This is a genomic window from Ruegeria sp. K11 (assembly GCF_056531905.1).
On record NZ_JBQFMP010000005.1, the window covers coordinates 24,905 to 37,803 of the forward strand.

Below are 12,899 nucleotides of genomic sequence, written 5' to 3' on the forward strand. Positions count from 1 at the left end.
TTCAGATGAGCTTAGTTGCCCAGAGCGTTGATCTGCTCCAGAACACCGTCCGGCCATGATCCGGCGAACTCGCTTTCCAGATACATCGACTGTACCTGATCGCGGAACGCCGCCAGGTCGGGCTCGTAGACCTCCATGCCCTGCTCCTTGAGGAAGCTGACAAGGTCCTCTTCTTTCTGAAGCTGCTTTTGCCGGCCGGATTCGGCTGCCGCATCCGCAGCTTCCTGAACCTTGGCCTGCTGTTCCGGTGTCAGCCCGTCCCAAACCTCTTTGCCGATGGCGATATAGTTTAGGTCCACCAGATGTGACGTCAGAACGATCTGGTTGGTCACTTCGTAGAACTTTGCGTCCACAACGGTCGGTAGCGGGTTGTCCTGACCGTCAACCGCACCGGTCGACAAAGCGGTGTAAACTTCCGAGAACGCCATCGGGGTCGGCGCGGCACCCAGCGCTTTACCAAGGAACTGCCATGCATCGGTGCCCGGCATCCGCAGGTTCACACCTTCCAGATCAGCCGGAGTGCTGACGGTCAGTTCATCCTTGGGCTGGCGCAGGTTCACCTGACGACGGCCCAGATACATGACCGACAGCAGTTTCACGCCCAGTTCTTCTTCGGCCTTTTGCTTGAAGGCATCCATCAATGGATCATTGAAGACTGCCACCTGATGCGCGGCATCCTGATGGACATAGCCTGCAGTAAAGATCGAAAACTCGGGGAAGAACTGCGCCAGTTCCTGAGCTGAGGTGATCGACATTTCCAGGTTGCCCCGGCTGATCGCGTCCAACTCAGTGCCTTGGGCAAAGATGGTTCCGTTATAGCTGGGCTCATAACTTGCGAAATCGGCGACCATCGGCGCGAAAACCTCGGCCATAGCGACCGAGCGCTGGTCAGTCTCTGACCCTGATGTTGCGAGGCGGAGTTGCACTTTGTCTGCCGCCAGCGCTCCGCTTGTTGCGGTAATCAGGACACCGGTTGCGATCAGGGCTGATACAGCAGCCCGACGGGTTAGATAGGTAATCACTTTGTTCCTCCCTGAAACATCATGAGCGTTTTTCTGTGATTCTCATTTTTGCCATTTTTATACATTTTTACAAGATTTTTTTAAAAATATATGATATTTTATTATGAGGCCGCTTTTACCTTTTCTGTCTGATAAACGCGCTCTATTCGGACGATCTCTCCGGTCCGACAGGAATTCTGAATAGCTTCAATGACTTGAAGCGTTCTAAAACCTTCCCACCCCGATACAATCGGATCTACTTCATGCCTTGCAACTTCAACAAAGTGACTGATTTGACGAACCAGAGGGTCAGAGGCCCCCTTCTTCAGCGCGGTTGATGAGATTGGCATCCACCAATCCCTTTTCTCGCTCTGGTAACTCCACAGTCGAAGATCGGGAACGGACAACGAACCATGAGAGCCGCCGATCATGTAGCTACTCTCAGTGGTCGACGGATAGATTGGATATTCCTGAGACGTCATCTCCCAGCTCCAGGGAGCAACGATGCTGTCGGACACACTTATGGTTCCTATCGCTCCGCTTTCAAACGTCAACAGTGCTCCTGCAACATCTTCGTTGTCATAACCGCGCAGCGATGCAGCCGACTGAGCCTGAACGGTCAAGACTTCTCCGGCCAGGTACCGCAGAAGATCCACATCGTGCACAAGATTGACCGAGATGGGCCCTGCACCGGGTTTCTTTCTCCAGGGCGCGGCATCAAAATACTCGTCTGGCTTATAGAACCAGCAGTTCGCATGGACAGCCCTCACATCCCCGATCTTCCCATCGACGATGGCGTCTTTCGCTGACCTGATCAGGGGATTGTGACGACGATGATGACCGACCATCAGCGGCACATTGGTCTTCTCCGCTGCTTGAATAAGCTCCAGCGCAGCCGCGGCTTCCACGGCGATCGGTTTTTCGACGAGAACGGGACAACCGTGTCGAACACACGTGAGGCCTTGCTTGACATGAAGCGTGGTTGGGGTCGCAAGCACAGCTCCGTCCGGTGTCTGACTTGAGAACATGTCCTCAAGCGTTTCATAGCATGCGACCCCATGCCCAATGGCGTAAGCTCGGCCTTCATCGCTGGGGTCGACCGCAGCAACAAGGTCAACATGACGCAAAGCTCGGATCGCGTCTGCGTGGCGGCGACCAACAAGGCCAAGGCCAACAATGGCAATGCGAAAGTTCTGGGACACTGTGTTTCCTTCCGGAAGTTTCGGACAACTCCGAAACCTGAATTTTCGATTGAGCGGCACCGCTCGCTTTGCCGCGACCGTATTTGGGTTTCTTCGATTCTGCAATAATATATGGTATTTTAGTTTTTATCATATTTTAACTTGGATTGTTGGTGCCGTCAAAAAATGCTAATTGAACGATGAAAAAGAAAATATCAGGTGAAACGCATGGCGAAACAGCCGTCTACGATTGGTGCAAGCACCTATCAGCGCATTAAGCGGGATATCATCTTCGGAGAATTACAGCCCGGTTCAAAACTGAAGCTGGACGCCTTGAAGGAACGCTACTCTGCAAGTCTTTCGACACTTCGTGAAACCTTGAACAGGCTTGCCAGCGATGGTTTTGTCGAAGCTCCAGAACAACGGGGATTCCTGGTTTCACCGGTCTCACGAGAAGACCTGACCGAGATATCAGAACTGCGTGTCTTGTTGGAATGCCACGCATTGGAGTTGTCCATTGCAAACAGCGACACGGACTGGGAAGGAAACCTGGTTGCAGCACACCACAAACTTCACCTGATGGAACAGCAGCTTCTCAAGGGCGACGAGTCCGAGAAGGAAACCTGGAAACGATATGATTGGGAGTTTCACCAAGCGATGATCGCGGCCTGCAATTCCAAGAACCTTCTGTCTCTGCACTCGATCATCTACGACAAATATCTGCGGTATCAGATGCTCGTGCTGACCTATCGCGGTGAAGAGGCCGTCAAGGAGCACAAGGGCATGTTCGATGCCGCATTGGCCAGAGACGCCGATAAGGCCACGAAACTGTTGGAAAATCACATCCGAAACGGCCTCACCCACACGTTGGAGGCTATGTAAGGCGGCATGCTGATTGTTTGCTTCGACGTCTTCAGGTCAATTTGGCGGGGGTCCGCTCAAAATTCTGCGTCAAAATCGAGAAGCCTGTGAAACGATCCAAACCTGCCTTTCACCCGCCATTCAAAATGCTGCAGTAGCGGTCCGCATCGCAAACATTCGCCGCAGGGGCGAAATCAAATGCAATCCGAACTGGAAATTTGCGGACGGATCGGACCGATACATTTGCAGATATTGCTTGCGCAGCATTTGTTCGCATGTGCTGTGCCCCCGTTGCTGTCTTGCGGCATGTGTAGCGAGACCGTTCATTGACAGCAGTGGAATTGGCCAGGATCGAAACTGTACATGTGCCGCAGTCTTGTTCGGCAACCGAGCCTGATCGACTCAGGGGCGCTGCAAACCACCACGCCCGCTGCGGGGTCTGCGGAAATTGGGAAGCGTGTTATGCTACATCTCTCAAAATCGGTTGTCACCTCCTCGTACGATTACTTAGACGCCGTCGGATTTACCTATCATTGTCGAAAACTTTTCAAACTCGTCGTCCGTGATCGCTGCAGTTTCGGCAAAGCCAGGGTAATCTCCGGAAATGGCAGCTTGGTGGAAAGCGGTCAGTGCGGTCCGGCGTTGAGTCCGGATCTGCTCCTGTAACGTGTGAAGATTGCCGAATGCGCGGGCGTGGCGCGGGCTTTCGGGCTGTTCACCGCAGATGTCGTTCTGGAACAGATAGATTATATCGGCAACGGCGCCCGATCCGAGCGACGACGTAATCAGCGTTGTACGTTTGCTGATCTCGGCCATCACGCGGTCGCAGATCACCTCTGCCTCAACAGAAAAGGCGCCAGCATTCTCCATGTCGCGGAAAGATTGCCAAAGTGCCATAGCTTCGCCGGCCGTCTTGCCAATGGCGCGCAGGCCACCGTTCCAGGTCGACCGACGCGGAACGAGACCGAGGTGGCACATGACCGGGATTTGCTCTCGCGCCAGCAATTCGACGACGTGGGGACCTCGTGCGGTATAAACCGAGTCTGCGCCCTGTTTCATGGCCCGAAAGGCCGCCTTTAGCACATCATTTTCCGTCGGGTGATCCGGCATTGGGATCGCGGCTGTGTAAAAGTGATTTGGTGCACCGCGGCGGACCGCCTCGGCATTGACCGCGTTGCCCATCACCAGATCGATCCCGGCATCTGCCGCCGCCGCTGCCTCCTCTTCGGAATTTGCCGTGGTTTGGGTGAGTTTTCGGACACCCTTCAGCGCCTGAAGATCGGCGGCTGTGTAATTGCGCAACGAAAACTTCGCGTCCCAATCATAGATGCGTTTCATCCGAATTCTCCTGTTCAATTGCCAGCTCTATGCCAGCCCTTTCGGGGCCAGATCACCAATGGATTTTTCTTCGGCACCAGCCGTCTGCCGGCGAGTGGTTCTGGCCGATGCGGGCAATGGCGTGTCGAACGTATAGTCAGAGTCGCTCTTCTGACGCTCCCAAGTGTCGAGCATTTCGCGCCATGCCTCGCGTAATGAGCGCGGCTCTGGCATGTCGGCTTTGATCTCTTCGGCCAGGAGCGGCAGGTTATAGCAAGGCACACCGGCGTACATATGGTGTTCGGTGTGCCAGTTCATGTGCCAATAGAGGAATTCGACAAATTTCGGCAGTCTAATGGAGCGCGTATTCTTGCGGAAATCCGTTGTCGCTTCGGTCAGCCCGCAATGCTGGGTCAGCCCGACGAAGTAGCTCAGCCAGTTTGCAATGTAACTTGGAAGCGTCAGGATCAGTGGCAATACCCATTGGCCCGTGGCAATCGCCACCACCAGAACGAGGCCATGAAACGCCAGTTGGATGCGCGACCACTCCATGGATTTACGGGCTTGGTCGGGTTGATCTTCGTGCAATGCATGAAGCCATTCGTTCGCGGGAACCTCACTTGAGGGCAGCTTCCCGACCGCATCCAGCATCGTAATCCAGATGGTCGACAAAATGCCACCCTTTCCAAAGGTACGCCCAGGCTGTGTCAGAAGGTTCAGCGTGAACATTTGCAAGAGGAAGGTTCGGCCCACATTCGGATGAACAGGCAACAGAACTTCGCGGTCGCCCTCGGGATGCAGTGTATAGCGGTGGTGATGGGTATGACTGGCAGCATAATCGAACGGGTTCCACCAACTGATCATGCTAAAAAGGTAAAGGAAGAAGTCGTTCAACCGCTTGCTCTGAAACACCGTACCGTGGCCCAGTTCATGCACGGCTGTTCCGCGAAAGAATGAGGCAATCGTGCCATGCGCAAAAAGAGCGATCGGAAACAGAAGCCACAGACCTTCTGCCCATGTCAGGTATACCGCGGCACCCGTCAGGCAGAACAAGGCGAAATGGCCGCCGGCTTGTATCCAGCCTTTCTTGTCGTCGCGCTTGGACAATTCGCGGAAGCGATCGGGGCGCATCTTGGAGCGGTACCATTGCGGGTTCAGTGTATTTCTTACTTCAGAGAGCGGTTGAAAGGGCATGCTTTTCACCTTCAAGCTTGGCCGGTATGCCGCGAGACCAGGCGATCCCCAGGGACGCTATTTTCCGGTATGTCATGGCGAAACGAGCCGGTTCTCGCTGAAAGAACCCTTCAGGCTTTGACATGGTGCGTTTCTTGTCCGTTTCCTTCGACGCTGGTATGTCCAAAATCGTGTAGTTGCGCATCGCCAGTTTGCGGGAGAAGCCACAAATGCGGTTCATGGTACAATGCATTGCTCAAGCAAAGGCGCTTTTGGCGCCACCGGACTTTTGGACTTGAAAGATCGAGCTGATGTCGGCCGCCGGTGGGTAGGGTAGCCGAACCGGGACCTCCTTCATGCGCGGTTGTAGGACGGGTTCCCCAATGATCATCCTTTCCAACAAGTCGTTCCATTGGTCTTGCTGTGACAGGCGCTGGATGTAGGCTGATCCACCCATGAGCGGCCAGGCATCTGCCGCGCAGCATTCATAGAACAGCATCAGCCTCGCACGATCAGACGCATTCGGGGCCGAGCCGTGCAAGGTCCGCGCATGATGGACTGACATACTGCCGGCCTTGCCAGTGATCGTGACAGCCTTCTCGATCTGGAATTCCGGGTCAGATGGGTCCACTGCGCCGCAAAACACACCTTGCGTGCTGTTGTGGTCCAAAACCGGGCCTTTATGGGAACCCGGTATAACTTGAAGCGGGCCATTTTCTTCGGTGACGTCTTCCAGAAACACGCCTAAGGCCAACATGTCGTCATTCGTGTGGGGATAGAAGGCCCAGTCCTGATGCCATTCAACCGCCGCCCCGCCCCCAGGCGCCTTTGCATTCAGTTTAGATGTTTGCAGAACCGCGTTTGGTCCGACCAACTGTCGTAAGACCTCCGTAATCCCGGAGGCCTTCAAAACGTCCCAAAAGAATGGGTGCTGTTTATGTGGCAGTTTGATCCGCGTCAGCTTGGGATTCTCGGAACAATGACCTTCGTCCAAGTCATAGACGTCGTTGCTTTCAGTGACATACCGTGAGCGGTCTATGAACTCATGCGTGATATCCTGCATGCGTTGAAGCTGTTCGGGCGTCACAACATCTTCGACAAGAAGATAGCCATTCTCGAAGTAGGATTCGATCTGTTCCTGTTTCAGCATTCTGGTTCCTCCCTGCGATGTTTCTGGTATCGATACCATTCTTGATTTGGTATCGATACCAAGTCAACTAGGTCAGTTAATGAGCCAACGTAGGAGACGAGCCTTGGGCAAAGGCAAATGGGTTACAATGAAGGATGTCGCCGATCGTGCGGGCGTGGGAACGATCACCGTGTCCCGTGTTCTGCGAACCCCCGAAAAAGTCTCAGTAGCAAAACGCAAGCGGGTTCAAAATGCGATCGAGGAGCTCGGATACCTCCCCGACAACACGGCCGGGGCGCTTTCATCTAGCAAGAGTCGAGTGTTTGGAGCCATCGTATCCACAGTAAACGACTCGGTGTTTGCACAGACTTTGGACGGCCTATCGAACACCCTGCGAGCAGCGGGATATGAACTGTTTCTGACCAGCACCAACTATGATCCGGACGTGGAAGAAGACGCACTGCGCGCGCTTCTCGCCCGCCGCCCGGATGGCATTGTTCTAACAAGCACGTCCCATTCTGCGGGGGTCACAAAACTCCTCAAGTCTGTGAATATCCCCGTTGTCGAAATTTGGCAGTTGCCGTCTCAGCCCCTGGACATCGCCGTTGGCTTTTCGAATTTTGAAGCCGGATACGATATGGCGCGTCATTTGATCGACGCTGGCAGAAAAAAAATCAGTTTTCTTGGAGGCCATGAGCCACAAAATGAGCGCGGGCACCGTCGCCGAAACGGGTACATCGCTGCGCTTAGGGATGCTGGCTTGGCACCGATCATGTGGCCAGACGAAGATCAAGACCTGTCTTCCGGCATTGAACTTGGCGCTGCATTTTTTGAAGGTTGCCTGAAGGCAAATTCTGACATCGACGCGGTCATGTGTGTAAGCGATCAGGTGGCGGCTGGTGTTCTTTGCGAGGCTAGGAGACGTGGGGTTGATGTCCCCGGAGATCTTGCCGTTACCGGCTTTGGTGGGTTTGAACTGGCAATGCCAACTGGCTTTGACCTAACCACCATTGACGTTCCCGGACTGGAAATCGGAGTAGAAGCTGCCAAAGCGCTTCTCGATCCCGAAGCGGCAAGAGTCAACAAGATCAAGGACCTTGGCTTCAAATTGATCGAGCGCGGGACAACTTAGGAACGTGGTCGGACGTTTTGCTTTGTGTAAAAAAGGAGCGCTACGTCCCCTGTCTCTCGCGTTGCCTGGCGATATCTGCTGTGCCTTGCGCGAATGACCGCGTTTTTTGGCACATTTCGGAGCTCAAAATAATGCGCTCGCGGTAAGTTCTGTGCTGCGTGCGCACGCAGCGAGAAATTCGCACTAGGAAGCAGAGCAACATCTTGTCGATGCTGGATAGTTCACTCAGGCCTGAACGGCCGTTTGCAGACGTTAAGAATTGTTTGAACCGCCGCATCACAGCGTTCCTAAAGCAGTCGTTGGATTTGCTTCGTATCATTGTTTAGGCTCAAGAAACGGGTCATTTGGAATACGCACAATTCGTCTCAAGCCGTACCCGACGATCAGGGGCGCACCGGCACTTTCGGGCCGATGAAAGCCTTGCAGTGGCCTTGTTCGATCATGCGTGCTGGTGGCGCGACGCAGCGGTCACTTCATTGCAAGCCCGTGGAAAGCCTATCGCGTTGTCTACGCCAGCCAAAGCGTCTCTGGTGTGATTGCAGCAGTAGAAGCCGGGATCGCAGTGGGTTTGCTCGGTCGCTCCTCGCTGCACGGTGGTCTATCGGTGGTTAACGATGCATTGGGCCTCGGAAACACGCTTGCCTCAAAGCTGGTTATGGCATCCAGCAAGCCGAAAGACCAAGTGCCTCAGGACGCTATGAAAGCCGCGATCCGAGCCGCATTTATGGCCAGCCCATGAAAAGACCGACCTTCGCTACGCTACGTCGAATGGGCAGGCCGGGTTCAGACCAGTCTTCTGAAGGTTTCTGTAGGTCAACAGGTCGGTCCGGATGGCATCAAGGCCAGCCTAGCGGACGTTACCGCAATTTGGCAACCTGGCGCTGAACGACTGCTTTAGGTGCATCGCGACCGCAGTGAAAAACAGCGAAGATAGGGAGGCTAATTCCGACGCAGATGCACTGCCGCAGGTTGAGTGAATAAAATGCACACATTGCGTGGAGTTGAATTGGTGAAAGAATGCTTCGACCGAGACGACTTGCATAATCAAACGACATAGCCGACGTTTTGAAACGGATCTGGAAACACCCTGTCTCACAGACAGTTAAAGGCTGCGTTGCAGAATGAGGTCAATACGGACTCAAACCGGGCTTACTGCGCGTTCGCACAACCAGATGGTACGATCTCTCGTCAACGTCGCGGCGGGGTGTGGCGGATCGGAGAAGTGTGCGCGCTTGAACGAGATTGTCACAGTTGGCTTTTGTCCAAACATGGGACGCAATCGACAAGATTATCTCGTCTCGGGTAAGGATGCCGAAAACTTGCTACACGACTTTTCAACTGACGCGGTTTGAATTGGCCCGCGCAATCGGCGGTGACCTACCTTTTTGCGGTTGTCACCAAACTGAATCCTAACCGTCACAAAACCGCAATGAACCACGGCCATGCCACTCTCATCCAAGTGAGAGAGGAACCCACCGATGTCATTGCGCTGTGTCTGCCTGACATCTGCCCTAGCCCTGACCGCCGGTCAGGCCATGGCAGAGATGAATTTCAACCGAATTGCATCCTTCCCCGTTGTCAAAAACATGGCCGAGGGCGCGGATACCGCGCGTGAAACCTCGCCAGAAATCATCGCGGCGACTGCGGACGGTATGACGCTGGTCTACACCGACAGCCCGCTGGGCGTGATCGGCATGGTCGACATCACCGATCCTGCGAACCCCACCCCTTTGGGCGCGATGGAAGTCGGTGGTGAGCCCACCTCTGTCGGGATTGTCGGCACAACGGCATTTGTCGGCGTGAATACCTCCGAGAGCTACAGCGCGCCGTCGGGCAAGCTGATCTCGGTCGATATCGCTGGCAAGGTTGAAACCGGCACCTGCGACTTGGGTGGTCAGCCCGACAGTGTCGCCATCGCCCCCGATGCCAGCTTTGTTGCCGTGGCGATTGAAAACGAGCGTGACGAAGACCTGAACGACGGCATCATCCCACAGCTTCCCGCAGGTGAGCTGGCGCTCGTGCCCTTGAAAGATGGCGCGCTGGATTGTGCCGGCATGACGATGGCCGCTCTGACCGGTCTGGCTGAGGTTGCGCCCACCGATCCCGAGCCTGAGTTTGTGGACATCAACAACCTTGGCGAAACCGTCGTCACCCTGCAGGAGAATAACCACATCGCTGTTGTCGGCAAGGACGGCACTGTCATCAGCCATTTCTCGGCCGGGGCGGTTGATCTGGAGGGCATCGACGCCACCGATGAGCGCGGCGCGCTGATCTTCACCGAAAGCCAGCCCGGTCGCCTGCGCGAACCGGACGCGGTGAAATGGATTGATGACAACCACTTCGCCACCGCCAACGAAGGCGACTATGAAGGCGGATCGCGAGGCTGGACCATCTTCCACAAAGATGGCACCGTTATTTACGAAAACGGCACCGAGTTCGAGAAAGCCATCATCCAGATCGGCCATTACCCCGACAAACGGTCCGACAGCAAAGGCGTTGAGCCGGAAAGCGTAACCGCAGCCACCTTCGGCGGCACACCGATGATCTTTGTGGGGGCCGAGCGTGCCTCGGTCGTGGGGGTCTATGACGCCACCGATCCGGCGAACCCGGTGCTGAAGCAACTGCTGCCGTCGGGCGTTGGACCGGAAGGCTATGTGGCGATCCCCGGCCGCAACCTGCTGATCTCGGCCAATGAAAAGGACCTGATCGAAGACGGTGGTCCGCGCGCGCATGTGTCCATCTTCGAATATCAGGACGCCCCCGCCGCCTACCCGCATCTCACGTCAGAAGGCGCGGATGAGCTGATCGGATGGGGTGCTCTGTCCGGTCTTGTCGCGGATGAGGACGGCATGATCTATGCGGTCAATGACAGCTTCTACGGCTTCCAGCCTTCGATCTTCAAGATCGACCCCAGCAAGACCCCGGCCCGCATCGTGGACGTGATCCGTATCCACCGTCAGGACGGCAACCCGGCGCAGAAGCTGGACCTTGAGGGCATCACGCTGGACGGCAAGGGTGGCTTTTACGTCGCCTCCGAAGGCCGCACCGACCGTGTGATCCCGCACGCGATCTATCATGTCGGCGCGGAAGGTCTGATCAAGGACCGCAAGGGCGAAATCGGCCTGCCTGCCGAGTTGATGGCGGTCGAGAAACGCTTTGGCTTCGAGGGCATCACGAAGGTCGGCGACACGCTGTGGATGGCGGTTCAGCGCGAGTGGAAGGACGACCCGGAAAACCACGTCAAACTGGTGGCTTACAATCTGGAAAGCGGCGAATGGGGTGCCGTGCACTATCCCAAAGCACAGCCCGAAACCGGCTGGGTTGGTCTGTCGGAAATCGTGGCCTATGGCGATCATGTCTATGTCATCGAACGCGACAACCAGCATGACCATCGCGCCGTGACCAAAAAGGTCTATCGAATCCCGCTGTCGGAAATGGCCCCAGCCCCGCTGGGCGGTGAACTGCCTGTTGTCAGCAAGCAAGAGGTCCGCGACCTGCTGCCCGACCTGACCTCGACCGGCGGCTACGTTCTGGACAAGATCGAAGGTCTTGCCATCCTGCCCTCGGGCGAGGCGTTTGTGATGACCGACAATGACGGCGTCGACGATGCCTCGGGCGAGACGATGTTCTGGTCGATCGGGTCGGTGACGGCTGGGAACTAGGTCAACCTGCGCGCAGTGACGCTGCTCTTGGGTCACACCAAGATTGACAGTACCGTCCGTTAGGTCGGCGTTGCGCTTGAAGATACGTTGGCCATTTCGGAAGTCATTGAAATCTGACCAATAGGGCCGCCTTCGCGGGCGGCCCATTGCTGCCGTTCGACCCTGGTCGCCTTCGCTGCGGTGCGGCTTGCCAAAACTACCGTTCGCTGAAATCGTAAAGCTGGAAAGTAGACGATGATTTGAAGCAAGGCTCTGAGCAGAGATGTGACAGTAATGGTCGATGTTGCGACTCAATCCAACAAAACAGCAATTGTGGGATTGTGCGATTTGTTGGAACCCAAAAGGGGGTGGTGATTTGGATGGCCTTTATGTACTTCGAGGTTCTCACGTGCAAACCATCACCCCGGCTCGAACATCTGATCAGTCGGACTTGGTGATCTCCAATGCTTGTTCCCTCAGCCAATTGACCGCTGGATTGAAGCGGCTGCGCTCGTGGCGGACCAGGAAATAAGGAAAACCGCAACTTGGTTGAAACGGCGCTGAACAAAGAGAGGTCAATTTCTGGACTTGCATTGCCAGCCGCTTGGGGACAGCTGCAACCGCATCCGTCTGCCCTACCAGAAATGGCAGTGTGGTGAAGTAGGGCTGCTGGAATACGGTCTTCGACCCGTCTCCGTCTTGCCGCATGATCGTATCCGGTTTCAAACCTGTAGTACCCGGAAAATTGAACTCGATTAACCGATAAGGCGACACGTTCTTTGGTGTAAGAGCCCGTTTTGATGACGCATGTTTCTCAAGCGGATGGCCTGGTCGGAAGAGGACTTCGTAGGTTTCATCAAATAGCTTTTGAACAAGCAAATCGTTCCTGGCATCCAAATCCGCGTATAGCAGCAAATCAATTGCTCCTTTTTCCAGATCGCTAAAGCTTTGCGGCACCAGTGGCGAGACATCGAACCTTAATGCTGGTGCGGTGACGGCAAAGATTTCCATCATTGGTCCCAGGACCGCCGCGACGCCGTAGTCTGTCGAAGCGATGCGGTAGCAATGGTTGGACTGTGCCGGATCAAAGGAGGACTGCCTGAAAACGTCAACGATTGCCGACAGTGCGGCATCGACAGAAGCGCTCAGGCCCAGAGCATGATCCGTTAACTGATATCCAGACTGCGTTCGGATCAGCACCGGGTCACCAATCAGGTCGCGTACCCGCGCGAGGATTCGACTGGCGGCAGGCTGGCTGATCCCCAGATGCATGGCCGTGCGTGTCACGCTGCTCGTGCGAAGCAGGAGTTGCAGAAACCGAAGAGTCCGCAAATCCAGAGAAGTTAGACCATCATTCACTTTATGCATGACCGCCATATTATCTGTGTCATCCCAATTATGCCGATTGCGAGCTAACTGACAAGCAAGCCCAACCGGGCCCCTCCGATCAGGCGTTCTGCCCAT

Annotated in this window: 11 protein-coding genes; 4 read left to right on the plus strand and 7 right to left on the minus strand. The window is 55.3% G+C overall.

Going from position 1 to position 12,899, the window contains the following annotated elements; translation table 11 throughout:
• Positions 1 to 11 precede the first annotated feature (11 nt).
• Together dctP and ACR0K4_RS09085 are read right to left on the minus strand one after the other, a co-directional pair.
• Positions 12 to 1,019, minus strand: a complete 1,008-nt coding sequence (gene dctP, locus ACR0K4_RS09080) for a TRAP transporter substrate-binding protein DctP (RefSeq protein ID WP_480518627.1) — start codon at positions 1,017 to 1,019, stop codon at positions 12 to 14.
• Positions 1,020 to 1,123: 104 nt separating this feature from the next.
• A complete protein-coding gene (locus ACR0K4_RS09085; protein ID WP_480853706.1) occupies positions 1,124 to 2,203 on the minus strand; it encodes a Gfo/Idh/MocA family protein in 1,080 nt (359 codons plus the stop codon).
• 207 nt (positions 2,204 to 2,410) lie between these two features.
• Here ACR0K4_RS09085 and ACR0K4_RS09090 point away from each other — a divergent pair, with 207 nt between their 5' ends.
• The gene (locus tag ACR0K4_RS09090) at positions 2,411 to 3,064 is read left to right on the plus strand and encodes a GntR family transcriptional regulator (protein WP_480518056.1); all 654 of its coding nucleotides are present in this window, start codon (positions 2,411 to 2,413) and stop codon (positions 3,062 to 3,064) included.
• A gap of 486 nt (positions 3,065 to 3,550) precedes the next feature.
• Here ACR0K4_RS09090 and ACR0K4_RS09095 read toward each other — a convergent pair whose 3' ends face one another.
• From ACR0K4_RS09095 to ACR0K4_RS09110, 4 genes are read right to left on the minus strand one after another with little or no spacing between them, the layout of a single operon-like run.
• On the minus strand, positions 3,551 to 4,381 hold the full coding sequence (locus tag ACR0K4_RS09095) for a 3-methyl-2-oxobutanoate hydroxymethyltransferase (RefSeq protein ID WP_480853707.1): 831 nt from the start codon (positions 4,379 to 4,381) through the stop codon (positions 3,551 to 3,553).
• Between the two features lie 27 nt (positions 4,382 to 4,408).
• Positions 4,409 to 5,554, minus strand: coding sequence for a fatty acid desaturase (locus ACR0K4_RS09100; RefSeq protein WP_480853708.1), 1,146 nt, complete (start codon positions 5,552 to 5,554; stop codon positions 4,409 to 4,411).
• Positions 5,532 to 5,774, minus strand: coding sequence for a hypothetical protein (locus ACR0K4_RS09105; RefSeq protein ID WP_480853709.1), 243 nt, complete (start codon positions 5,772 to 5,774; stop codon positions 5,532 to 5,534). The genes ACR0K4_RS09100 and ACR0K4_RS09105 overlap by 23 nt, the downstream gene beginning before the upstream one ends.
• A gap of 15 nt (positions 5,775 to 5,789) precedes the next feature.
• Positions 5,790 to 6,683 (minus strand): phytanoyl-CoA dioxygenase family protein, encoded by an 894-nt coding sequence (locus ACR0K4_RS09110; protein ID WP_480853710.1) that lies wholly within the window; start codon positions 6,681 to 6,683, stop codon positions 5,790 to 5,792.
• 103 nt (positions 6,684 to 6,786) lie between these two features.
• Here ACR0K4_RS09110 and ACR0K4_RS09115 point away from each other — a divergent pair, with 103 nt between their 5' ends.
• The 3 genes from ACR0K4_RS09115 (at position 6,787) to ACR0K4_RS09125 (ending at position 11,456) form a co-directional block, all read left to right on the plus strand.
• Positions 6,787 to 7,794 carry a LacI family DNA-binding transcriptional regulator gene (locus tag ACR0K4_RS09115; RefSeq protein ID WP_480853712.1) on the plus strand — a complete coding sequence of 336 codons (1,008 nt, stop codon included), beginning with the start codon at positions 6,787 to 6,789 and terminating at the stop codon, positions 7,792 to 7,794.
• A 451-nt stretch (positions 7,795 to 8,245) separates the two neighbouring features.
• Positions 8,246 to 8,533 (plus strand): hypothetical protein, encoded by a 288-nt coding sequence (locus tag ACR0K4_RS09120; protein WP_480518068.1) that lies wholly within the window; start codon positions 8,246 to 8,248, stop codon positions 8,531 to 8,533.
• A 739-nt stretch (positions 8,534 to 9,272) separates the two neighbouring features.
• Positions 9,273 to 11,456, plus strand: a complete 2,184-nt coding sequence (locus tag ACR0K4_RS09125) for an esterase-like activity of phytase family protein (RefSeq protein WP_480853713.1) — start codon at positions 9,273 to 9,275, stop codon at positions 11,454 to 11,456.
• Positions 11,457 to 11,876: 420 nt separating this feature from the next.
• Here the strand turns inward: ACR0K4_RS09125 and ACR0K4_RS09130 are convergent, their stop codons facing one another.
• Complete coding sequence (locus ACR0K4_RS09130) at positions 11,877 to 12,899, minus strand: LysR family transcriptional regulator (protein ID WP_480853925.1); 1,023 nt, start codon at positions 12,897 to 12,899, stop codon at positions 11,877 to 11,879.

Coding starts and splice junctions, on each gene's coding strand:
- ACR0K4_RS09090 (WP_480518056.1), top strand. CDS start 2,411: ATGGCGAAACAGCCGTCTACGATTGGTGCAAGCACCTATCAGCGCATT.
- ACR0K4_RS09095 (WP_480853707.1), bottom strand. CDS start 4,381: ATGAAACGCATCTATGATTGGGACGCGAAGTTTTCGTTGCGCAATTAC.
- ACR0K4_RS09100 (WP_480853708.1), bottom strand. CDS start 5,554: ATGCCCTTTCAACCGCTCTCTGAAGTAAGAAATACACTGAACCCGCAA.
- ACR0K4_RS09105 (WP_480853709.1), bottom strand. CDS start 5,774: ATGAACCGCATTTGTGGCTTCTCCCGCAAACTGGCGATGCGCAACTAC.
- ACR0K4_RS09110 (WP_480853710.1), bottom strand. CDS start 6,683: ATGCTGAAACAGGAACAGATCGAATCCTACTTCGAGAATGGCTATCTT.
- ACR0K4_RS09125 (WP_480853713.1), top strand. CDS start 9,273: ATGTCATTGCGCTGTGTCTGCCTGACATCTGCCCTAGCCCTGACCGCC.
- ACR0K4_RS09130 (WP_480853925.1), bottom strand. CDS start 12,899: ATGGGCAGAACGCCTGATCGGAGGGGCCCGGTTGGGCTTGCTTGTCAG.